Annotated in this window: 17 protein-coding genes; 3 read left to right on the forward strand and 14 right to left on the reverse strand. The window is 64.4% G+C overall.

Annotated features, from left to right (window positions below; translation table 11 throughout):
* Positions 1 to 84 precede the first annotated feature (84 nt).
* Positions 85 to 786, reverse strand: a complete 702-nt coding sequence (locus tag AC0L3B_RS35845) for an SDR family NAD(P)-dependent oxidoreductase (RefSeq protein WP_018457582.1) — start codon at positions 784 to 786, stop codon at positions 85 to 87.
* A gap of 231 nt (positions 787 to 1017) precedes the next feature.
* Here AC0L3B_RS35845 and AC0L3B_RS35850 point away from each other — a divergent pair, with 231 nt between their 5' ends.
* Positions 1018 to 2802 (forward strand): acyl-CoA dehydrogenase family protein, encoded by a 1785-nt coding sequence (locus AC0L3B_RS35850; protein WP_473382220.1) that lies wholly within the window; start codon positions 1018 to 1020, stop codon positions 2800 to 2802.
* A gap of 44 nt (positions 2803 to 2846) precedes the next feature.
* Positions 2847 to 3935 carry a Zn-dependent alcohol dehydrogenase gene (locus AC0L3B_RS35855; RefSeq protein ID WP_027515339.1) on the forward strand — a complete coding sequence of 363 codons (1089 nt, stop codon included), beginning with the start codon at positions 2847 to 2849 and terminating at the stop codon, positions 3933 to 3935.
* A 27-nt stretch (positions 3936 to 3962) separates the two neighbouring features.
* On the opposite strand, the gene AC0L3B_RS35860 is transcribed toward AC0L3B_RS35855, so the two are convergent.
* The 13 genes from AC0L3B_RS35860 to AC0L3B_RS35920 form a co-directional block, all read right to left on the reverse strand.
* A complete protein-coding gene (locus tag AC0L3B_RS35860) occupies positions 3963 to 5333 on the reverse strand; it encodes a hypothetical protein (protein WP_473382221.1) in 1371 nt (456 codons plus the stop codon).
* Between the two features lie 240 nt (positions 5334 to 5573).
* A complete protein-coding gene (locus tag AC0L3B_RS35865; RefSeq protein WP_026233404.1) occupies positions 5574 to 5849 on the reverse strand; it encodes a DUF1488 family protein in 276 nt (91 codons plus the stop codon).
* Between the two features lie 76 nt (positions 5850 to 5925).
* The gene (locus tag AC0L3B_RS35870) at positions 5926 to 7404 is read right to left on the reverse strand and encodes an AMP nucleosidase (RefSeq protein WP_473382222.1); all 1479 of its coding nucleotides are present in this window, start codon (positions 7402 to 7404) and stop codon (positions 5926 to 5928) included.
* Between the two features lie 101 nt (positions 7405 to 7505).
* A complete protein-coding gene (locus tag AC0L3B_RS35875) occupies positions 7506 to 8840 on the reverse strand; it encodes an HlyD family type I secretion periplasmic adaptor subunit (protein ID WP_085354331.1) in 1335 nt (444 codons plus the stop codon).
* Entirely contained in the window at positions 8837 to 10582 is a 1746-nt protein-coding gene (locus tag AC0L3B_RS35880) for a type I secretion system permease/ATPase (RefSeq protein ID WP_018457590.1), read from the reverse strand. Before AC0L3B_RS35880 ends, AC0L3B_RS35875 begins: the two co-directional genes overlap by 4 nt.
* Positions 10583 to 10842: 260 nt before the next feature.
* Positions 10843 to 11112 (reverse strand): GlsB/YeaQ/YmgE family stress response membrane protein, encoded by a 270-nt coding sequence (locus tag AC0L3B_RS35885; RefSeq protein WP_007605178.1) that lies wholly within the window; start codon positions 11110 to 11112, stop codon positions 10843 to 10845.
* A 97-nt stretch (positions 11113 to 11209) separates the two neighbouring features.
* On the reverse strand, positions 11210 to 12187 hold the full coding sequence (locus AC0L3B_RS35890) for an ABC transporter ATP-binding protein (protein WP_018457591.1): 978 nt from the start codon (positions 12185 to 12187) through the stop codon (positions 11210 to 11212).
* Positions 12184 to 13599 (reverse strand): amidase, encoded by a 1416-nt coding sequence (locus AC0L3B_RS35895; RefSeq protein WP_473382223.1) that lies wholly within the window; start codon positions 13597 to 13599, stop codon positions 12184 to 12186. The genes AC0L3B_RS35890 and AC0L3B_RS35895 overlap by 4 nt, the downstream gene beginning before the upstream one ends.
* Positions 13596 to 13790, reverse strand: coding sequence for a hypothetical protein (locus AC0L3B_RS35900; RefSeq protein WP_018457593.1), 195 nt, complete (start codon positions 13788 to 13790; stop codon positions 13596 to 13598). The genes AC0L3B_RS35895 and AC0L3B_RS35900 overlap by 4 nt, the downstream gene beginning before the upstream one ends.
* Complete coding sequence (locus AC0L3B_RS35905; RefSeq protein ID WP_085383889.1) at positions 13787 to 14848, reverse strand: ABC transporter ATP-binding protein; 1062 nt, start codon at positions 14846 to 14848, stop codon at positions 13787 to 13789. Before AC0L3B_RS35905 ends, AC0L3B_RS35900 begins: the two co-directional genes overlap by 4 nt.
* Positions 14849 to 14850: 2 nt before the next feature.
* Complete coding sequence (locus AC0L3B_RS35910; RefSeq protein ID WP_085358023.1) at positions 14851 to 15753, reverse strand: ABC transporter permease; 903 nt, start codon at positions 15751 to 15753, stop codon at positions 14851 to 14853.
* A 2-nt stretch (positions 15754 to 15755) separates the two neighbouring features.
* A complete protein-coding gene (locus AC0L3B_RS35915; protein ID WP_085349306.1) occupies positions 15756 to 16709 on the reverse strand; it encodes an ABC transporter permease in 954 nt (317 codons plus the stop codon).
* A gap of 195 nt (positions 16710 to 16904) precedes the next feature.
* Entirely contained in the window at positions 16905 to 18563 is a 1659-nt protein-coding gene (locus AC0L3B_RS35920) for an ABC transporter substrate-binding protein (protein ID WP_473382224.1), read from the reverse strand.
* A 210-nt stretch (positions 18564 to 18773) separates the two neighbouring features.
* On the opposite strand from AC0L3B_RS35920, the gene AC0L3B_RS35925 reads away from it, so the two are divergent.
* Positions 18774 to 20369, forward strand: coding sequence for an ABC transporter substrate-binding protein (locus AC0L3B_RS35925; RefSeq protein WP_085349304.1), 1596 nt, complete (start codon positions 18774 to 18776; stop codon positions 20367 to 20369).
* The last annotated feature ends 133 nt before the right edge of the window (positions 20370 to 20502 follow it).

Raw genomic sequence — 20502 nt, forward strand, 5'->3', positions numbered from 1 at the left:
TCTACGCCAATACTGTCGTGCAACGGGGCACGCCCTGGATCGAAAAAGCCGCCTAGCCTTTAATGGTTGCTACGGCAGCTTGCCTCAAAACTTCTCCACCCAGGGCCGCAGCTCCAGCTCCCAGCTCCAGGCGCTGCGCGGCTGCTGCAACACGTTCCAGTAGCTCTCCGCGATGGCATCGGGATCGAGCATTGAATCCGGCTTCTCCGGCGCTTCCGTGCGCGCTGCGCTCCTGATGCCGCCATCGATCACGAAATGGGCGACATGGATGCCTTGCGGCGACAATTCGCGCGCCATGCTCTGCGCGAGCCCGCGCAGTGCGAACTTGCCCATCGCGAACGGCGCGGACTGCGCATAGCCCTTGACGCTTGCCGAAGCGCCGGTGAACAGGATCGCGCCGTGCTGGTTCGGCAGCATGCGCCTGGCCGCTTGCTGCGCCACCAGGAAGCCGCCATAGGCACTGACCGCAATGGCGTTCGCCACGTCGGCCGGAACGAGATCGACGAACGGCCCGCGCGCGCGGCCGCTGGCGTTGTAGACGACCACGTCGGGCATGCCGATCTCGCGTTCGACCAGGCCAAACAGGCGTTCGACCGCATCAGGCTCGGTGGCGTTGCAGGCATAGGCCTTGGCGCCGGTCTCGCTGCAGAGCGCGCCGAGCTTCTCGATTTTTCGCGCGGCCAGCGCGACGCGGATGCCCTGGGCGGACAACAACCGCGCCAGCGAGGCGCTCAGGCCTTCGCCGGCGCCGACGATGAGGGCGATCTTGTATTTCGGGTGTTCCATGGCGTGATCTCTCGAAGACGGGAAGCCGCTGATCTATGCACGGTCCGCGCGGACAACCAGCCGGGACGATCATAATTCCGCAGAGCGAATTGCGCCCTCACGGCGATCATGCCTCCCTGACAATTTGCGGCTTTATCCGCTTTCGCGACTGGAGCATGATCGACATCATCACAAGCGGCAAGCGCCAAATCAGCGCAAAATGACCGCAAGGCGGAAACGAAGAGGATGATCATGCGACAGCCGGCCCCCGCGCAGCCAAAACAGGTCGCGGCCGCACCATCCGGACTGCTGGCTCCCGATACCACCGGCATGAATTTCTACCGCGCCGATCAGGCACTCACCGATCTCCTCCGCATTCATCTACCGGAGACGCTATTCCGCCACATCGAGCCGCATCTCGATCGGCTGGGCGAACTCGCCGGCGGCGTGCTCGATGAATGCGCGCGGCTCGCCGACCGGCACACACCGGTGCTGCACCAGCGCGACAAGTTCGGTCGCGACGTGCAGTGGATCGAATACCACCCGGCCTATCGCGAGCTGGAGAAGGCCGCCTTCGGCGAGTTCGGCATCCACGCGCTCTCGATCCGCAAGGGCATCATGGGCTGGCCGGACAAATATCCTGTCGTCGCCAAGCACGCCTTCACCTTCCTGTTCAACCAGACCGAATTCGGCATGGGTTGCCCGATCAACGTAACCGACGGCTGCGCCAAGCTGCTCGCGAATTTCGGCAGCGAGGCGCTGAAGGCGAAATATCTCGACGGACTAACCCAGACCGACATGAGCAAGCTGACCCAGGGCGGCCAGTTCATGACCGAGAAGGAAGGCGGCTCCGATGTCGGCACGCTGACCACGACGGCCGTGCAGGAAGGCGATCATTGGCGCCTCACCGGCGAAAAATGGTTCTGCTCGAACGCCGACGCAAAGATCGTGATGCTGCTGGCGCGCCCCGAAGGTGCCGGCCCCGGCACGCGCGGAGTCGGCCTGTTTCTGATGCCGCGCTTCCTCGACGACGGCTCGCAGAACCACTACCGGATCGTGCGTCTGAAGGACAAGCTCGGCACGCGCTCGATGGCCTCGGGTGAAATCAAGCTCGAAGGCGCGATCGCCTACGCGGTCGGCAAGCTCGACCGCGGCTTCGTGCAGATGGCCGAGATGGTGAACTCGTCGCGGCTCTCAAATGGCGTCAAATCCACCGCGCTGATGCGGCGGGCCTACCATGACGCGATGACGGTGGCGAAAAACCGCGTGGTGTTCGGCAACCGCATCATCGACCTGCCGCTAGGTCGGCGCCAGATGCTGAAGATCATGCTGCCGGTCGAGCAGGCGTTGTCGATGAGCTTTCTCACTGCGGACGCGCTCGACCGCGCCGAGGCCGGCAGCCAGGATGCGGCCGCACTGCTGCGCATCCTGACGCCGACCTTGAAATTCCGCGCCACCCGCGATGCGCGAAAGGTCTGCGGCGATGCGCTCGAGATGCGCGGCGGCATCGGCTATATCGAGGAATTCGCGACCGCCCGCCTGCTCCGCGACGCGCATCTCGGTTCGGTCTGGGAAGGCACCGGCAACATCGTCGCGATCGATGCGCTGAGGCGTGCGGTCGGCCGCCACGGCGCCGAATCCGCGCTGGCCGCCGATCTGCATGCTCGCCTCGATGACAGCCCCTCGGTGCCGCAGGCCTGGCGCGACCGGCTGCACACGCTCACCGATCGTGCGGTGGGCTTCGCACGCGAGGTCGCGGGAAAGGCCGACAATGAGGCCGATGCGCGCCGCGCCACCAGCCTGCTCTATCATGTCGCCAGTGCCGTCGCGCTCGCCTGGGAGGCGCATCGTATTCACGACCTGCGGGGCGATGCGCGCAGGCTGTTGTTGTCGCGGCTGGTGATCGATCACCGGGTGTCGCCGAGCGATCCGTTCCGGCTGACGGAAAATGCCGTGCAGCAGAAGATCGCGGCGCTGCTGCTCGGCGATCGTGCAGGCAGCATGAGCGAGGTTGGCGAACTGGTCCTGGCAGCGTAGGCTGCACCCACGTTCGAAGCAAAAAAAGCGATAGGGAGTGCTCGATGAAGGCCGCCGTCCTCCATGAAGTCAACAAGCCTCTGGTCATCGAGGATGTCAGCCTGCCGAAGCCCGGCCCGCGCGAGGTCCTGATCCGGACCTCGGTCGCAGGTCTCTGCCACTCCGATCTGCACTTCATGGAAGGCCTTTATCCGCATCCGCTGCCTGCGGTGCTCGGGCACGAGTCGGCCGGTGTCGTCGAGCAGGTCGGCTCCGACGTCACCTATGTGAAGCCCGGTGATCATGTCGTCACCTGTCTTTCGGTATTCTGCGGCACCTGCGACAACTGCACCACGGGCCGCACGGTGCTCTGCACCGACACCACGGTGAAATTGCTGCCGGGGGTGTCCAATCGGATGCAATGGGCTCGCTCCGAGAAGCTGCATCAGTTCCTCAACCTCTCGTCCTTCGCCGAGCAGATGCTGGTGCACGAGAACGCGATCGTCAAAATCCGCAAGGAGATGCCGCTCGATCTGGCCGCGCTGATCGGCTGCGGCGTCATCACCGGCTACGGCGCGGTCGTGAACACGGCGAAGGTGACGGCCGGCGAGACCGTGGCCGTGATCGGCTGCGGCGGTGTCGGCATGGCCGCGATCAACGGCGCGCAGATCGCGGGCGCCGGCCGCATCATTGCCATCGACACCAACCCGGCCAAGCTCCAGCTCGCGACCAAGCTGGGCGCCACCGACATCATTAATCCGGCAGACGGCGACGTCGTGAAGCAGGTGCGCGATCTCACCAATGGCGGCGTGCATCATTCCTTCGAGGTGCTCGGCCGCAAGGAGACCGCGGAGCAGGCCTTCGGCATGCTCGCCTCGGGCGGCACGGCCACCATCGTCGGCATGATTCCGTTCGGCCAGAAGATCGAGCTGCACGGCTTCGACTTCCTGCGCGAGCGCAGGATCCAGGGCTCATCGATGGGCTCGAACCATTTTCGCGTCGACATGCCGCGGCTGGTGGATTTCTACCTGCGCGGCCGGCTGCATCTGGAAGACTGGATCTCGGCCAAGCTGAAGCTCTCCGAGATCAACGAAGGGTTTGCCAACATGAAGGCCGGCAAGACGCTGCGCAGCGTGATCATGTTTGACAGCTGATGGCTCGATGACGCGGGTCGCCCAGGATTAAGGCAACTGGTCCGGGCCGGCCAAGTCGCCACGCGACTCTTTCAGGAGCAGCAGCGCCGCAGCTGTCACGAGACCCGTGGCGAGCAGGTACAGGGGCGATATGTTCAAACCGGGCCCTTCGATGACCAGATAGGAGAACAATCCCGCGGTCGACGCGATGAAGCCGAGCCAGGCAAGCTTCGGAAAGCGAAATCCACGTTCGCCGCGCCAAAGATCATGCACGAGGTAGTACACGAGAAGGCTGTTGCAGAGTGCCGCCGGCAGCACGCCCAGGACGATTCCGTTTTCGAACGCGAGATAGGATAACACGCCGTCGACCTGAGCCATCACCGCGAAGGGCACATAGCGCGGATTGAGGCAGGCCAGCGCGATCGACGCAAGCTCGAACGCGTAGAAGTACCGCTCGTGCATCTTCGGGAGCAGATACGGCATGAGCATGAGCGATACACAGGCGGCGAGCAGAATAAACTCCGGCCCCGCCCGTCGAGAGCGCGCGATGAAGATCGACAAGGCGAGCCCGCTCGCGGCCGCGAGCACCATGCCGACGGCGACTCCGATCGCGTACGGCAGTCCGCCAGCCAGCACCCAGATGTTCGCTGCGTTCATGGTGAGGCGATTGAAGGTGTGAGCTTGGTCCAGATAGACCGCGAACACGGAGGCCAAAGATCTACCGGCGACCAGAACCGGAATGGCGAGAACCACATAGATCCCGGGAACGGTGGCGAGCCATGCCGGGTCGATCCTGCGGCGCAGAATCATGCCGAGCACGAAGGGTCCCAGGAACACGCCCTGAGCCTTCACCGAAAATGCCATCGCAAATGACGCAACGCCATTTCGGTCCCGCATGAACAGCGCGATGGAAACCAGCGTGAAGTACGTCCAGATCGAATCACTCTCCGCCCACACCGCGCCGTTGAAGATCACCGTCGGTGCAAGCCAGACAGCGCAGAAGGCCAGGGAAGCTCGCAACGGCAGCTTTGTCGCTCGCCAGACGATCTGGGCCACAGTGATCGCGCAGCCCAACTCGAATACTGCCGAGATCGCTTTCACGAGGGAAAGTGGCTCGCCTACCCTATCAAATCGGGCGGCAATCAGCAGGAGATAGCTGTAGAACGGCGTGTAGTTGGTAAAGGCTTCGGCCAGCCCGGCGACACCGTGATCGCGAGCAAAGACATACCAGGGGATCAGATGCTGAATGGCGTCATCGGTCGCGTGTTCCCGGGCAACGTAGCGGAGCGCAAGGCCGACAACTCCACATCCGATCGCGACGGCGATTGCAAGCCGCCAACTCTCTGGCTGCGTCTTGTTCGGATTGACGTCATGACCGGGCCCGCGGATCGCGTCGATTCCAACAATGTCTTTTGTCACGCGATCACTCGTGAGGCTCCATTTCGTGACCCAACCTCTACGGGCCATCAATTCATAGCTGGATAACGTCTGGTTTCGCAGGTCTTAAGATTGCCGCGAAACGGTTGCTTGGTTAGCGAATGCTTTAGAGGAATTGACGCTCGTCGAAATGGCTGCCGGCGGGAAGGTAAGCCCGGCAAGACCAAATCTTGACCAACTGATGAACTGTCCTGGAGCATGATTGCGGAGGCTGGAGCGGCACTATCGCTGCAAATGTCGCGTGAAGATCCGCACCACATGGCCCCTGACCCGCGGCGCCTCGTCGTAGAGGTCTGAGGCGAGCCGCTCGATGGTCTCGCGCAGCGACAGGAACTGGGCCTGCCGCGCGCTGCTTTCGGTGCCTTGCATGCCCGCAAGCTCGTCCATGGCGGCGTCGCTGATCTGGCACTGCACGACCTCGCCGTCGTTCAGCATGGTGAAGCGAAAGGCGAGCCGTTCGAGATCATGGCCAATGATCCTGTCGCGCATGAGTGGCATCAATTCGTCCCGTCGACCCCCGCGCCGAAAATGCCGAAAATCCCGCTGCTTGTCAGCAGCAAAGGCAATCCATGGCCTACTGAAATGCAACTTCGGCGAAACTGCGGAGCTTGCGGGAATGCAGTCGCTCGGATTCCTGCTGCTTGAGCCGTTCCAGCGCCTTTAAGCCGATCTCGAGATGCTGGCCGACGCGGCGACGGTAGAATTCGCTGGCCATGCCTGCGAGCTTGATCTCGCCGTGGAGAGGCTTGTCGGAGACGCACAGCAGCGTGCCGTAAGGGACGCGAAAGCGGTAGCCGTTGGCGGCAATCGCGGCCGATTCCATGTCGAGCGCAACCGCGCGCGATTGCGACAAGCGGCGAATGACATCGGGCCCGCTGATCTCCCAATTGCGGTTGTCGACGCTCGCGACGGTGCCGGTGCGCATCAGGCGCTTGAGCTCGAATCCTTCGAGCCCGGTGACGTCCTCGACCGCCTCCTCGAGCGCCACCTGCATCTCCGCGAGCGCCGGGATCGGCACCCACAGCGGCAACTCACGATCGAGCACATGGTCCTCGCGCACATAGCCATGGGCGAGCACGTAGTCGCCGAGCCGCTGCGTGTTGCGCAGGCCTGCGCAATGGCCGAGCATCAGCCAGGCATGGGGCCGCAGCACGGCAACATGGTCGGTGACGTTGCGCGCGTTCGACGGACCGGTGCCGATGTTGATCAAGGTGATACCGCGATAGCCGGGCGCGGCCAGGTGGAAGGCAGGCATCTGCGGCGTGCGCGCGGGCGCAACGCCCGTCGTCGCGCCGCCGCTGCGCGTGATCACATTGCCTGGAGCGACGAAGGCATCGAGGCCCGCCTCGCCAGCCTGAAGCCGCTGCTGGCAAAGCTGCGCGAAGGCGTCGACATAGAACTGGTAGTTGGTGAAGATCACGAAGTTCTGGAAATACTCTGGATCCGTACCCGTGTAGTGGTAGAGCCGGCGCAGCGAGTAGTCGACGCGGGCCGCCCGAAACAGGGACAGCGGTTCGGGCGCGCCGGGCTGGAACTCGAAAGTGCCGTCGGCGATGGCATCGTCCATGGTGGCCAGATCAGGCACGTCAAACGCATCGCGCAGCGATCGCGTCACCGGCGAGTTCTCGCTGGTGGTGATGGCGGCTTCGATGTTGATGTCGCGGCGATAGGCGAAGTGAACGGGGATCGGTTCGCTGGACTCGCCGATTTCGACCGGGACACCGTGGTTCTGGATCAACAGTCCGATCTGCTCTGTGAGATAAGTCCGGAACAGATCCGGCCGCGTGACGCTGGTCTCGTGCACACCGGGCCGCGCGACGAAGCCGTAGGCGAGCCGCGAATCCAGCCGCGCATGCGTCGCGGTGGTGATACGGACGAAGGGATAGAAGGCCCGCACCCGCGTCGTGATTGCCTCGCCGTTGACGTAAGCTTCGAACCGGTCGCGCAGGAACTTCGTGTTGCGCTCGTAGATCTCTTCGAGGCGGGCGACGGCGAGGCCGGCGTCGGAATAGGATTCGCTGGCGACGGAGGGTGGAGATTGGATGGATTGCATTGTTCGACGCCGGGTTTGCTGGGGCTGAATCGAACTATAGCAAGAATGACGCCTCGCCGTCATCGCTCGCAATGACGGATGGGATGACGCGCTTTCGCGCGTCACTTCTCCCGGAACGCCCGCATGAACTGGTCGTGCAGCGGCTTCATCAGGTAGGACAGCATGGTGCGGTCGCCGGTCTGGACGAAGGCTTCCGCGGGCATGCCGGGGATCAGCCTGGAGTCCCCGAGCTTGGCGACCTCCTCTGCGGACAGCGAGACGCGGATGGTGTAGTAGCTCTGGCCGGTGCGCTGATCGGTGGTGACGTCGGGCGAGACGCGGCTGACGACGCCGTTGAGCTCCGGCGTGGTGCGCTGGTTGAACGCGGACAGGCGCAGCAGCGTCTTCTGGCCGATCTGGAGCTTGTCGATATCGACCGGATTGACCTTGGCTTCGACCTGGAGATCGTCGGCCTGCGGCACGATCAGCATGAGGGCGTCGCCGGCGGTGATGACGCCACCAACGGTATGCACGGTCGATTGCAGCACCATGCCGTCCTGCGGCGCGCGAATGTCGACGCGGCGAAGCTGGTCCTCGGCGGCGACCTTGCGCTCGATCATTTCGCCGATCTTGTCGTTGGTCTCGCGCAGATCCTTGGAGACCTCGCTGACCATGTCTTTGTCGACCTGGATGATCTGGAGCTCGGTCTCGGTGATCTTGCCCTTGGCCTGCGCCCGCGAGGCGATGTATTGCGCGCGCTCGCCGTTGAGGCGGGCGCTGTCGCGTTCGAGCGTGGTCAGACGGGAGATCTGCACCAGGTGCTTGTCATAGAGATCGCGGACCCCCACGAGCTCCTGCTGCACCAGCGAGATTTCCCTGTCCTTGGCTCGCTCCTGCGCGGAGAGGCCCTCGATCTCCTCGTTGAGCTGCTGGATGCGCTCGCGCAGCTGCGCCTTCTGGCCGGCGCGTCCGTTGACGCGGACGTCGAACAGCTTGGTTTCGGCGGAGAGCAGCGCCTTGACGTCGGGATCGTTGCCGCGATCGAGCAACGCTTGCGGGTAGTCGATCCTGTCGATTCCGCGCTGCTCGGCCTGGAGCCGCGCCGCACGCGCCTGCGCCGCGTCGAGATTCTTGGTGACGATGGCGAGATTCGCCTTGGTGACGGTGTCGTCGAGCCGCACCACGATGTCGCCGGCCTTGACCACGTCGCCATCGCGCGCACGCACCTCGCCGACCACGCCGCCGGTCGGATGCTGCACCTTTTTGACATTGGACTCGACGACGATCTGACCCGGCGCGATCAGCGCGCCCGAAATCTGCACCGTCGAAGCCCAGCCGCCGAGGCCGACCAGGAGGACCAGCACGATCCCAAGCCCGAGCATCAAGTGAAACCGGATCGACTGCCGTACGGTCCTCTTCGCGGCAGGCTTCGCGCCGCCGAGCGCCATCGTGCTCATGCCTTGGCTCCGCCTTCGCTGACGATCTTGATCGGCGCCGGCGGCGTCACGCGCGGCTGGAGCACCTGGGCGAGCACCTGTTCCTTCGGCCCGAAGGCCTGCATGCGGCCGTCGCGCAGCACCAGGATCTGGTCAACCGCTTCCACGCCGATCGGACGGTGCGCCACTACGATGACGATGGCGCCGCGCTCGCGCGCCGCGCGGATGGCGCGGGTCAGCGCCTCGTCGCCTTCGGTATCGAGATTGGAATTGGGCTCGTCGAGCACGATCAGGAAGGGGTTGCCATAGAGCGCGCGCGCCAGCGCCACGCGCTGCGCCTGGCCCGCGGAGAGCGCCGTGCCCTGCTCGCCGACCTGGGTGTTGTAGCCCTCGCGCATCTTGATGATCATCTCGTGCACGCCGGCTTCCTTGGCGGCGCCGATGATGCCGTCAGAGGTGGCCTCGGGATCGAAGCGGCTGATGTTCTGCGCGATGGTGCCGCCGAACAATTCGACGTCCTGCGGCAGATAACCAATATGGCGGCCAAGCATGTCCGACGACCACTGGTCGAGCGCCGCGCCGTCGAGCCGCACCTTGCCGCGGACCGGCTGCCAGACGCCGACCAGCGCGCGGATCAGCGACGACTTGCCGGAGCCGCTCGGTCCGATCACGCCGAGGCCATTGCCGGCTTCGAGCGCAAAGGTGATGTCTTGCACGATGAGGCGCTGGTCGCCCGGCGGCACCATGGCGATACCTTCGACCGAGAGGCGGCTGGTGGGCGCCTGCAACTGGGTCGGCATCGTCTGCGCCGGCATCTGCTCGAGAAGGCGGGTCAGACGATGCCAGCTCTGGCGTGCCGCGACAAAGGATTTCCAGTGCGCGATCGCGAGGTCGACCGGCGCGAGCGCGCGTGCCGAGAGGATCGAGCCGGCGATGATGATGCCGGCGGTCGCCTCCTGGTGGATGACGAGATAGGCGCCGACCGCGAGCACGGCCGATTGCAGCATCATGCGCAGCACTTTTGCGACCGCGCCGAGACCGCCGGCGACGTCGCTCGCACGCTGGTTGCCGTCGAGATATTTTTCGTTGGCCTCGCTCCAGCGCGCGTTCATCCGGCCTGCCATGCCCATCGACACCATGACTTCGGCATTGCGGCGGCTGGCCTGGGCGAGATCGTTGCGCTGGGCGGCGAGCCCCATCGCCTCGCGCGCCGGCTGGCGGGACATGAACTCGGTGACCAGCGTCAACCCGACCAGGATGACGGCTCCGACCAGCGCGGTGACGCCGATCATGACGTGGAAGGCGAAGCAGATGGCGAGATAGAGCGGCAGCCAGGGCAGGTCGAAGAACGCGCTCGGTCCCATGCCGCCGAGGAAGGAACGGACATTGTCGAGATCCCGCAGCGGCTGAAGCCCCTCGTTGCGGCTGCCAACCAGCAGCGGCAGGCGCACGATGGTGTCGAACACCCGCTTGTTCAAGGCTTCGTCCAGGGCGGTACCGACCCGGCCCAAGATCCGGTTGCGGATCATGTCCAGCACGCCCTGCGCCATGTAGAGGAAACCGGCGAGGACGATCAGGCCGACCAGGGTCGGAATACTGCGGCTCGGCAGCACCCGGTCGTAGACCTCCAGCATGAAGATCGACCCGGTCAGATAGAGCAGGTTGATCATGCAGCTCATCAAGCCGACGCCGACAAACGCCGTGCGACAGGCGCGCAGCGCATCACCGAGCTCTGAGCGGCGGACGCCGGGAACGGCTGCCATCAGTCTGATCTCTTTCGGGTAGGGGCCAAAGTCCCTGATTTCAAAGGCAAATTCAGGAGTAATTGACCCGGATTAACATCGCGTTTGCGCTCATCGCCCAACGCAGTCGAACACCCGGGACCCCTATGGCCCACATCACCCCCGACCGACCCTGCACGCAAGTCCGGAATCTCACGATCTTGCGGCTTTTTCTTGCAGACATGTCACCTCTCCCCGGGCGGGGAGAGGTCAAAAGTTCGATCAATTGAACCCGGGCGCCATTAGAACCGGCCGCCGCCGCGGACCAGCCGCACCACCAGCAGCAGGATGACCGCGCCGATGGCGGAATAGATGATCTCCGATATCAGCCCGGTGCCGATGTGAATGCCGAGCTTCGGAAACAGGAAGCTTGCCACCAGCGCGCCGGCGATGCCGACCACGATATCGCCGATGATGCCGAACCCGGTTCCGCGCACCACCTTGCCGGCCAGCCAACCAGCGACGAGGCCGACGAACAGGATGACAAGCAAGCCTTCATTCGAAATGTACATAAATGAGGTCCCTCTCCGTGAACGGTTCCATGGAAGCGGAACCGGGATGAACGAGGTCTGAATGCTGTTCCCCCGTTCCCCGCTGGCGGTCCAAATATCATGACAGCGCGGTGACCGGCTCCGCCAGCACGCACCGTGCTGCCCGGCCCGGCCCGACCTCCACATTCCCAGGCAATTGCTCCAGGCAGCGCGGCTGGGCAGCGGCGCAGCGGGGCGCAAAGGAGCAGTTGTGCGGCCGCTCGCCCAGCGACGGCGGGGTGCCGGGGATGGTCTCGAGCCGCTGTCCCCGCTTGGCCCCGTGGACGGTCGAGGCGAGCAGGCCCCTGGCGTAGGGATGCACCGGCGAGCGGACGATGTCGCGAAGCGTGCCCTGCTCCACGATCTGGCCGGCATACATCACCGCGACCCGGTCGCAGATCTCGATGGCGACCCCGATGTCATGGGTGACGAAGATGACGGACATGCCGAACTCGCGCTGCAGCTCGCGCAACAGCAGCAGGATCTGGATCTGCACGGTGGCATCGAGCGCCGTGGTCGGCTCGTCCGCGAGCAATATCTTGGGACGACACGCGAGCGCCAGCGCGATCATCGCGCGCTGACGCATGCCGCCGGACATCTCATGCGGATAGGCATCGAGCCGCCGTTTTGCGGAAGGAATGCGCACGACCTCGAGCATTTCGAGTGCGCGCGCCCTGCCCTCCGCATACGACTTGCCTTCGTGACGCACCACGCTTTCGGCGATCTGCGCGCCGATGGTGTAGACCGGATCGAGCGCCAGCGCCGGCTCCTGAAAGATCATCGACACGGTTTGGCCGCGGAACGACGACAGCTGCTCGTCGTTCATGGCGAGCACGTCGCGGCCCATGACGTTGACCTTGCCCGTGATCTGCGTGCGCTTCTTCGGCAACAGGCGCATCAGCGCGCGCAAGGTCACGCTCTTGCCCGAGCCGGACTCTCCGAGCAGGCCCAGCACCTCGCCGTCGCCGAGCGAGAGGCTGAGATCGTTCACGGCATAGACCGTGCGCTCCCCGGTGAAGCGGATGTTAAGGCCTGAGATCTCGACGAGCTTTGTCATGACGGAAGTTTCGGCAGCCTTTCGTGGTAGTCGGTGGCGCGCTGGAACGCGGCGCCGATGGTGAGCAAGGTCGCTTCATCGAACGAGCGGCCGATCAGCTGCATGCCGATCGGAAGACCGCTTTTGGTGAAGCCCGAGGGCACCGTGAGCGACGGCAGGCCGAGGTAATTCACCGGACGGGTGAACAGCGTCAGCCGCTGCAACAGCGCCGGCGCATTCGGCCCGCCGCCAACGTCGCTCTCCTCGATCGTTGGCGCCGGCACGGGGGACGCCGGCGCGATCATCGCGTCGACGCCCGATGTGGCAGCGTTGTGCGCGGCGAGCGCAGGTCCGCGCCAGCGCATCGCCTCGAGATAGGTGATGGCGGGGACCGCGAGGCCGTTCTGGAGCCGCATCAACACCTGCGGACCATAATCCTGCGGCCGCTCAATCATCCAGCGCTTGTGGAAGGCGGCGGCTTCGGCTGCGAGCACGAGCTGGCTTGCCGAGGACAATTGCCGCTGATCGGGCAGCTCGACCGTGACGATGTCGGCGCCCTCACGCTTGAGCACCGCAACGGTCTCGTCCAGCACGCGCGCGACCTCGCCGTCGAGATCATCGACATAGAAGGACGAGGGGACGCCGACCTTGAGGCCCTTCAGCGAGCCCTTGGTCGCGCCGACATAGTCAGACAGCGGCTCATGACTGCAGGTCGAATCCTCAGGATCAGGGCCGGCCATCAGCGCCAGCAGCAGCGCGCAATCCTCGGCGGTGCGGGCGAGCGGGCCGACCGTGTCGAGCGACTGCGACAGCGGCATCGCGCCGGCGCGGCTGACCCGGCCGACGGTGGTCTTCAATCCCGTGACGCCGCAGAAATGCGCGGGCATGCGGATCGAGCCGCCGGTGTCGGAGCCGAGCGCCGCATAGGTCAGTCGCGCCGCGACCGCCGAGCCCGAGCCCGACGACGAGCCGCCGGTGATGTGCGCAACGTTCCAGGGATTGCGAACCGGGCCGTAATGGGCGTTATGGCCAGTCGGGCCATAGGCGAATTCGGCGAGATGCAACGTGCCGAGGCGAACCTGGCCGGCGTCCTTCAGCCGCTGCAAGGCGGTGGAGGTGACGGTCGGAACGAAATCGCGGCGGATCAACGAGCCGCAGGTCGCGACGTGACCTGCGTCGTAATACATATCCTTGTGCGCGAGCGGCACACCGTGCAGCGGACCGCGGACTTCCCCCTTGGCGAGTTCGGCGTCGGCGGCATCGGCGGCCTTCAGCGCTGCCTCTGCCTCGATCGACATGAAGGCGTTGAGGTGCGGCTGCCACTGCGCGATGCGATGCAGCAGCGCACGCGTCACCTCATGCGAGGACACCTGCTTCATCACGATCGCGCGCGCGACCTCGGTGAGCGTCATCAATGCGGGCTCGGTGCTCATTTCGAGACCTTGGCAGTCTGCGCGATCGGATAAAGCGCGGGCTCGAGATCGAACGGCAACGTGCCGGCAATGGCTGCAAAGCCCTCGAAGGCCGGTCCGATGGAATTGGAGATGCGCGTCGCGATCTCGTCGTCGACGGGAACGCCGGCGACCTGTGCCGTCGCCTTGATCTCTTTTGTGGTCGGTCTCATGCGGTTTCCTCCTTCGGCGCGCGGCTATGGCCTGAACCCGGGATCGCCATGTAGCACGCGGCCTCGTGGCCCATTCTATCGAGCGCGGTGAGTTTTGGTGTCGCATTTGCGCAGAGCGGCTCCGCAAACGGGCAACGGGTGTGGAAGCGGCAGCCCGAGGGTGGATCGATCGGATTGGGCGGATCGCCCGTGATCGGCGGCGTCTCGGTGCGGCGGTCCGGATCCGAGGACGGCATCGCGGCAAGAAGTGCGCGCGTATAGGGATGCGCCGGTTGGTCCCAGACCTGGTCGACCGGGCCGAGCTCGACGACCTCGCCGAGATACATCACCAGCACGCGATCGCTGATATAGCGCACGACGTTGAGGTCGTGACTGATGAAGAGATAGGTCAGGCCGAACTCACTCTTGAGATCGGCAAGCAAATTGAGCACCTGCGCCTCGACCGACTTGTCGAGCGCGGAGACGGCTTCGTCGAGAATCACCAGCCGCGGCGACAGGGCCAGCGCACGCGCGATGTTGACGCGCTGGCGCTGGCCGCCGGAGATCTCATGCGGGTAGCGGTTGGCAAAGTTTGCAGGAACCAGGCCCACTTTGCCCAGCAGCTCGCGCGCCAGCGCGCGCGCGGCGCCGTCGGCCATGCCGTGCACCTTTGGGCCGAAGGCGATCGAGTCCTCGATGGTCAGGCGCGGGTTGAGCGAAGCGTAGGAATCCTGGAACACCATCTGCATGCCGCGGCGCAGCTCGCGCAAGGAGAGCGACTGGCCGACGCTCATGCCGTCATAGATGATGTCGCCGGTGTCGCGCGGCATCAGATGCATGAGCAGCCGCGCGGTGGTCGACTTGCCGCAACCGGACTCGCCGACGATGCCGACGGTCTCGCCCTTGGCGACGGTGAACGAGACATTATCGACCGCCCGCACGGTGCGCTTTGCGGCGAACAGGCCGCCACGAACCGGGAAATGCTTGGTGAGGCCGTTGACCTGGAGCAGCGGCTGGGCGACGCCGCCGAGGTCTTCGATCGGCTCCAGCATTGCGACGGAGAGGTTGGTTTCGCTCATGGCTAGTTCCTGATGTCCATGGCGCTGCGCAGGCCGTCCGAGAGCAGGTTGAAGCAGATCGAGACCGCGAAGATCATTGCACCGGGGAGCGCGGCGACCCAGGGGTTGACATAGATCGCGGTCCGCAAGGTATTCAACATCAGGCCCCATTCCGGCTCCGGCGGTTTGGTGCCGAGGCCGAGGAACGACAGGCCTGCCGCGAGGATCATCGAGACGGAGATCAGGCTGGTCGCGTAGACGAAGATCGAACCGAGCACATTGCCGAGGATATGAACGCGCATGATGGTGAACGGTCCCGCGCCCGAGGCGCGCGCGGCGTCGACGAAGTCCATGTTGCGCACGCCCGTCGTGACGCTTTCGGCGACGCGGGTGATCTGCGGCACGAACACGACGGTCAACGACACGATGGAATTGAGGATGCCCGCGCCCAGCGCGCCCGAGATCGCGATCGCCAGCAGCACGGACGGAAACGCGTAGAACACGTCGATCGTGCGCATGATCGCGGTGTTGAGCTTGCCGCCGACATAGCCGGCAACGAGGCCGAGCGAGGTGCCGATGCAGAAGGCGAGGATCACCGGCAAAATGCCGATGAGAAGCGACAGCCGGCCGCCATAGATCAACCGCGCCAGCATGTCGCGGCCGAGTTCGTCGGTGCCGAGCGGGTAGCCGGATGTGCCAATGTGCCGAAGGCGGCGGATCATCGAGCCCTTGTAGGGATCTTCCAGACCGAGCCACGGCGCAACGATCGCGGAGAGGAAGATCAGCAGCAGCACCAGCGCGCAGACCATGCTGACCTTGTCACGCCGGATACGACGGCCGACGGTCGCCCAATAGCCGCGCGCCTTGGTCGCGGGCGCGGACTGAAGCGCCGTATCGCTGGTGACGGACAACGGAAGCTCGCTCATCGCTAGCCCCGTTTGATGCGCGGGTCGATCGCGGCTTGCGCGATGTCGACCATCAGATTGAGGAAGACGAAGAACAGCGCCAGGATCAGGATCGTGCCCTGCAGCAGCGGCAGGTCGCGCTGGAAAATCGCGGAGTTGAGCAGGAAGCCCGAGCCCGGCCAGGAGAACACCGTCTCGATCAGGATCGAGCCGCCGAGCATGTAACCGAGCTGAAGTCCCATCACCGCGAGCGCGGTGGGGGCGGCGTTCTTGATGACGTGGCGGAACACGCCGCGCTCATGCAGGCCTTTTGCACGCAGCGCCTCGACGAAGTCCTGGCTGAGAATGTCGCCGGTCAGCGCGCGCACCGTGCGAGTGACGATGCCCATCGGGATCACCGAGGTCGTGATCGCTGGCAGCACGAGATATTGCAAATGCGCCCAGTCCCAGGCCCAGGCGGCCGAGCCGCCGGGTCCGGCGCCGACAGCGGGCAGCCAGTTCAGCTGGACCGAGAAGATGATGACGAGCACCATGCCAAGCCAGTAATGCGGCACCGAAACGCCGGCGATGGCAAAGGAGGTCGCCAGCTTGTCGATCCAGGTCTCGCGGAAATAGCCGGCGATCAGGCCGAGCAGGATGCCCATGGTGAAGCCGATGATCGCCGCCGCAATCGCCAGCGTGACCGTGTTGCTGACCGCGCGCATGACCTCGGCGAGCACCGGGCGGCCCGTGGCGATGGAATTGCCGAGATCGCCATGAAGCGCGCGGAGCAGCCAAAGCCCGAACTGCACCGGCAGCGGGCGGTCGAAACCATAGGCTGTCCGGAGCTGCGCGGCGAGCTCCTGCGAGGCGTCTGCGGGGAGCACCGCGACGAGCGGATCGCCCGGCGTGATGTGCACGAGCAGAAAACACACCAGCGCGACGCTGATGACGATCGGGATGACGTAGACGATGCGTCTGGCGATATAGGCGAGCACGTTGTTTCTTTTCTTCCCTTCTCCCCTTGTGGGAGAAGGTGGCGCAAAGCGCCGGATGAGGGCTCTAACCCCGGATGCAGTGTTAACGAAAAAGAGAGAGGGTCATCCGCGGAAAGAGATCCCTCACCCGGCTTCGCTTGCGCGAAGCCACCCTCTCCCGCAAGGGGAGAGGGTGCACTGCGTATGAGGCGCGAACTATTGCATCGACACCAGTGAGAAGTCGATGAACCAGCTCTTTGGCTGCACGACGCCTGTCACCTTCGGGCTGATGGCGCGGGGACCGACGTCGTGGGCGACATAGAGGAAGGCCGCGTCATCGACGGAGGCCGCGTGCAGTTCGGCGAGCGCGGCGTCACGCGCGGCGGGATCGAAGGTCTGCCGCGCCTTCTTCACCAGCTCGTCGAATTTGGGATTGTTGATGAAACCCCAATTGTTCGAGACCGGCGGCGCCATGCCCGATTGCAGGAAGCGCACCAGCGCGAAGAACGGGTCCATCGCCGCATAGGTGACGTTGGTCGCGTTCGAGCCGTTGGCACTGGGATCCTTGGCGCCGCGGCGCCAGTTGGTGAACAGCGTATTCCACTCGATGACATCGAGCTGCACGTCGAAATAGCATTCGGCCAGCGCCTGCTGGATATATTCGTTCATCGGCAACGGCTGCATCTGGCCCGAGCCGGACGCAGACGTCTGGGTCTTCACCGCCAGCTTCTTGTTCGGGCCGAATCCGGCCTCCTGCATCAGCTTCTGTGCAGCAGCCTTGTCGTACTTGATCTCGAAGGTCGGTTTGCCGCGCCAGGGATGGCCGACCTCGAACGTGCCGGTCGCGGGCACCATCAGCCCCGCGAGCAGGCCGTCCTTGAGGCCTTCGCGATCGACGCAGAGGTTCGCGGCCTTGCGCACGCGGATGTCGTTCCAGGGCGAGCCCTCGACGCGCGAGAACTGCCACGGCCAGACGTGCGGCTGCTCGTTGGCGTAGAGCTTGAAGCCGCGCTGCTTGAGCTCGGGCAACGCGTCCGGCGCCGGCGCCTCGACCCAATCGACCTGCCCGGAAAGCAGCGCCGCGGTGCGCGCGTTGGCCTCCGGCATCGGCAACAGCACCATCTTGTCGACCTTGGGCACGCGGTCCTTGTTCCAGTAGCTCGCATTCTTGACCAGCTCCAGCCGCTCGCGCGGGGTGAAGCCCGCCATCTTCCACGGGCCGGTGCCCGCGGCGTCCTTGGCAAACGCGGTCCATGCGGCCTGCGACTTGGCCTTGGCGTCGGCGCCCTCCGCCTTGTCGTAGAAGGCCTGCCACTTCGCCGGGCTCGCCATGAAGAGATTGGTGAGGTTGATCGGCAGGAAGCTGTCGGGCTCCTTGGTGGTGAGCTCGACCGTCATGTCGTCGACCTTCTTCGCTGATGCCAGCGTCGGCATGCGCGAGGCCGTGACACCGACCTGGCTGGCGTCGAATTGCGGCGCGTCCTGCTTCAGCACCTTCTCGACATTCCACACCACGGCGTCCGCATTGAACGGCGAGCCGTCATGGAAGGTGACGCCCGGCCGCAGCTTGAAAGTCCATTTGGTCTTGTCGGCATCGTCGACCTTCCACTCGGTAGCAAGGCCGGGGATCACCACGCTCGCCTTGTCGGCCGAGGAAAGGTCCCAGCCGGTGAGCGCGTCATACATGGTGAGGCCGGTGAAGCGGTTGCCTTCAAAGCCCTGATCGGGCTGGCCCAGCGTGCGCGGAATATCGGCAGCCGTCATGGCGATGCGCAGCACGGTTTCGGCAGTGGCCGCGCGCGGCCACCCAGCCGCGCTACTGAGCGCCAGCAACGCGATCAGCGCCGCGCGGGTCTTGTTTTTCTTGATCAACATTGACTCAATCCTTTTCCGGCTTCGATGACTAATTTTGATGCAATCGTATGCAATGCCTATGCCAATGGGGAAACTTATTCTGCAAATTGCCCCTGCGACGACAAGTCCTTGTGATGACACGTCGGCGAAAGCACCTCGCTGCCTATTCTGGCATCAAGATTGCAGGTTTGGCTCCGATTGTCCTTGAATTCTTCCTTGGAGCTTTGGCCCATGCGTATCCGACTATCGACCTGTTTCGCCGTGCTTGCACTGGCGTTGTCCGCGATTCCGGCGGGCGCCGAAACGGTGCTGCGCTACGGCATCTCGATGGCGGACATCCCGCTGACGACCGGCCAGCCCGATCGCGGCGCGGGCGCCTATCAGTTCACGGCCTACACCATCTACGATCCGCTCGTGGCGTGGGAGATGGACGTCGCCGACCGGCCGGGAAAGCTGGTGCCCGGATTGGCCACCGAGTGGAGGGTCGATGCCGAGAACAAGACCAAATGGCGCTTCACCTTGCGCAAGGGCGTGAAGTTTCACGATGGCAGCGAGTTCGATGCCGACGCCGTGATCTGGAATCTGGACAAGGTGCTCAATGACAAGGCGCCGCAATTCGACAAGCGCCAGAGTGCGCAGGTCAAGACCCGCCTGCCTTCGGTCGCGAGCTACGCCAAGATCGACGACTTCACGGTGGAGATCACCACCAAGACGATCGATTCCTTCTTTCCCTATCAGATGCTGTGGTTCCTGGTCTCCAGCCCGGCGCAATACGAGAAGCTCGGTAAGGACTGGGACAAGTTCGCGAGCCAGCCTTCGGGGACCGGCCCGTTCAAACTGACAAAACTGGTGCCGCGCGAACTCGCCGAGCTCACGAAGAATCCGGATTATTGGAACAAGAAGCGTATTCCCAAGGTCGACAAGCTCGTGCTGGTGCCGATGCCGGAAGCGCTGACGCGCACCAATGCGCTGCTGGCCGGGCAGGTCGATCTGATCGAGACGCCGGCGCCGGATGCCGTGCCGCAGCTCAAGGCCGCCGGCATGAAGCTCGTCGACAACGTTACGCCGCATGTCTGGAATTATCATCTGAGCGTGCTGCCGGGTTCGCCCTGGACCGACATCCGCCTGCGCAAGGCGCTGAACCTCGCGATCGATCGTGAAGCCGTGGTGGGCCTGATGAATGGCCTTGCGAAACCCGCCAAGGGACAGGTCGATCCGTCGAGCCCCTGGTTCGGCAAGCCGAGCTTCGATCTGAAATACGATGTCGCAGCCGCCAAGAAGCTGGTCGAGGAAGCCGGCTACTCCAAGGCGAAGCCGCTGAAAGCGACCTTCATCATCGCACAGGGCGGCACCGGCCAGATGCTGTCGCTGCCGATGAACGAATTTTTGCAGCAGAGCTTCAAGGAGATCGGCATCGACATCGATTTCAAGGTCGTCGAGCTCGAGACACTCTATACGCATTGGCGCAAGGGCGCGGCCGACGAGATGAACGCCGGCATCACCGCCAACAACATCGCCTATGTCACCTCTGACCCGCTCTACGCCATCGTCCGCTTCTTCCATTCGAGCCAGATCGCACCGGTCGGCGTCAACTGGGGCGGCTACAAAAACCCGAAGGTCGACGCGCTGATCGACGAGGCCAAGCAGACCTTCGACAGCGCCAAGCAGGACGAGTTGCTGGCGCAGGCGCACGCGCTGATCGTCGACGACGCCACGCTGGTATGGGTGGTGCACGACACCAACCCGCATGCGCTGTCGCCCAAGGTCAAGCAGTTCGTGCAGGCGCAGCACTGGTTCCAGGATCTCACGACGATCGGGGCGGAGTGAGGCTCAAGGTCGGCACCCCGCTTCCGCAAACACCACTGTCGTCCTGGCGAAAGCCAGGACGACACCTCTTATTAAGGCGACGGCCTGCGGCGTCGAACACCGCTGTCGTCCCGTCGTAGCCGGGACCCATAAC

It is taken from the genome of Bradyrhizobium sp. Kon56 (assembly GCF_055807635.1).

Excerpts from the sequence above, each read along its gene's own strand:
- AC0L3B_RS35895 (WP_473382223.1), bottom strand. The coding sequence starts at position 13,599 with ATGAGCACCGAGCCCGCATTGATGACGCTCACCGAGGTCGCGCGCGCG.
- AC0L3B_RS35905 (WP_085383889.1), bottom strand. The coding sequence starts at position 14,848 with ATGAGCGAAACCAACCTCTCCGTCGCAATGCTGGAGCCGATCGAAGAC.
- AC0L3B_RS35880 (WP_018457590.1), bottom strand. The coding sequence starts at position 10,582 with ATGGCAGCCGTTCCCGGCGTCCGCCGCTCAGAGCTCGGTGATGCGCTG.
- AC0L3B_RS35885 (WP_007605178.1), bottom strand. The coding sequence starts at position 11,112 with ATGTACATTTCGAATGAAGGCTTGCTTGTCATCCTGTTCGTCGGCCTC.
- AC0L3B_RS35865 (WP_026233404.1), bottom strand. The coding sequence starts at position 5,849 with ATGCCACTCATGCGCGACAGGATCATTGGCCATGATCTCGAACGGCTC.
- AC0L3B_RS35870 (WP_473382222.1), bottom strand. The coding sequence starts at position 7,404 with ATGCAATCCATCCAATCTCCACCCTCCGTCGCCAGCGAATCCTATTCC.
- AC0L3B_RS35910 (WP_085358023.1), bottom strand. The coding sequence starts at position 15,753 with ATGAGCGAGCTTCCGTTGTCCGTCACCAGCGATACGGCGCTTCAGTCC.
- AC0L3B_RS35900 (WP_018457593.1), bottom strand. The coding sequence starts at position 13,790 with ATGAGACCGACCACAAAAGAGATCAAGGCGACGGCACAGGTCGCCGGC.
- AC0L3B_RS35855 (WP_027515339.1), top strand. The coding sequence starts at position 2,847 with ATGAAGGCCGCCGTCCTCCATGAAGTCAACAAGCCTCTGGTCATCGAG.
- AC0L3B_RS35875 (WP_085354331.1), bottom strand. The coding sequence starts at position 8,840 with ATGAGCACGATGGCGCTCGGCGGCGCGAAGCCTGCCGCGAAGAGGACC.
- AC0L3B_RS35845 (WP_018457582.1), bottom strand. The coding sequence starts at position 786 with ATGGAACACCCGAAATACAAGATCGCCCTCATCGTCGGCGCCGGCGAA.
- AC0L3B_RS35920 (WP_473382224.1), bottom strand. The coding sequence starts at position 18,563 with ATGTTGATCAAGAAAAACAAGACCCGCGCGGCGCTGATCGCGTTGCTG.
- AC0L3B_RS35890 (WP_018457591.1), bottom strand. The coding sequence starts at position 12,187 with ATGACAAAGCTCGTCGAGATCTCAGGCCTTAACATCCGCTTCACCGGG.
- AC0L3B_RS35850 (WP_473382220.1), top strand. The coding sequence starts at position 1,018 with ATGCGACAGCCGGCCCCCGCGCAGCCAAAACAGGTCGCGGCCGCACCA.
- AC0L3B_RS35925 (WP_085349304.1), top strand. The coding sequence starts at position 18,774 with ATGCGTATCCGACTATCGACCTGTTTCGCCGTGCTTGCACTGGCGTTG.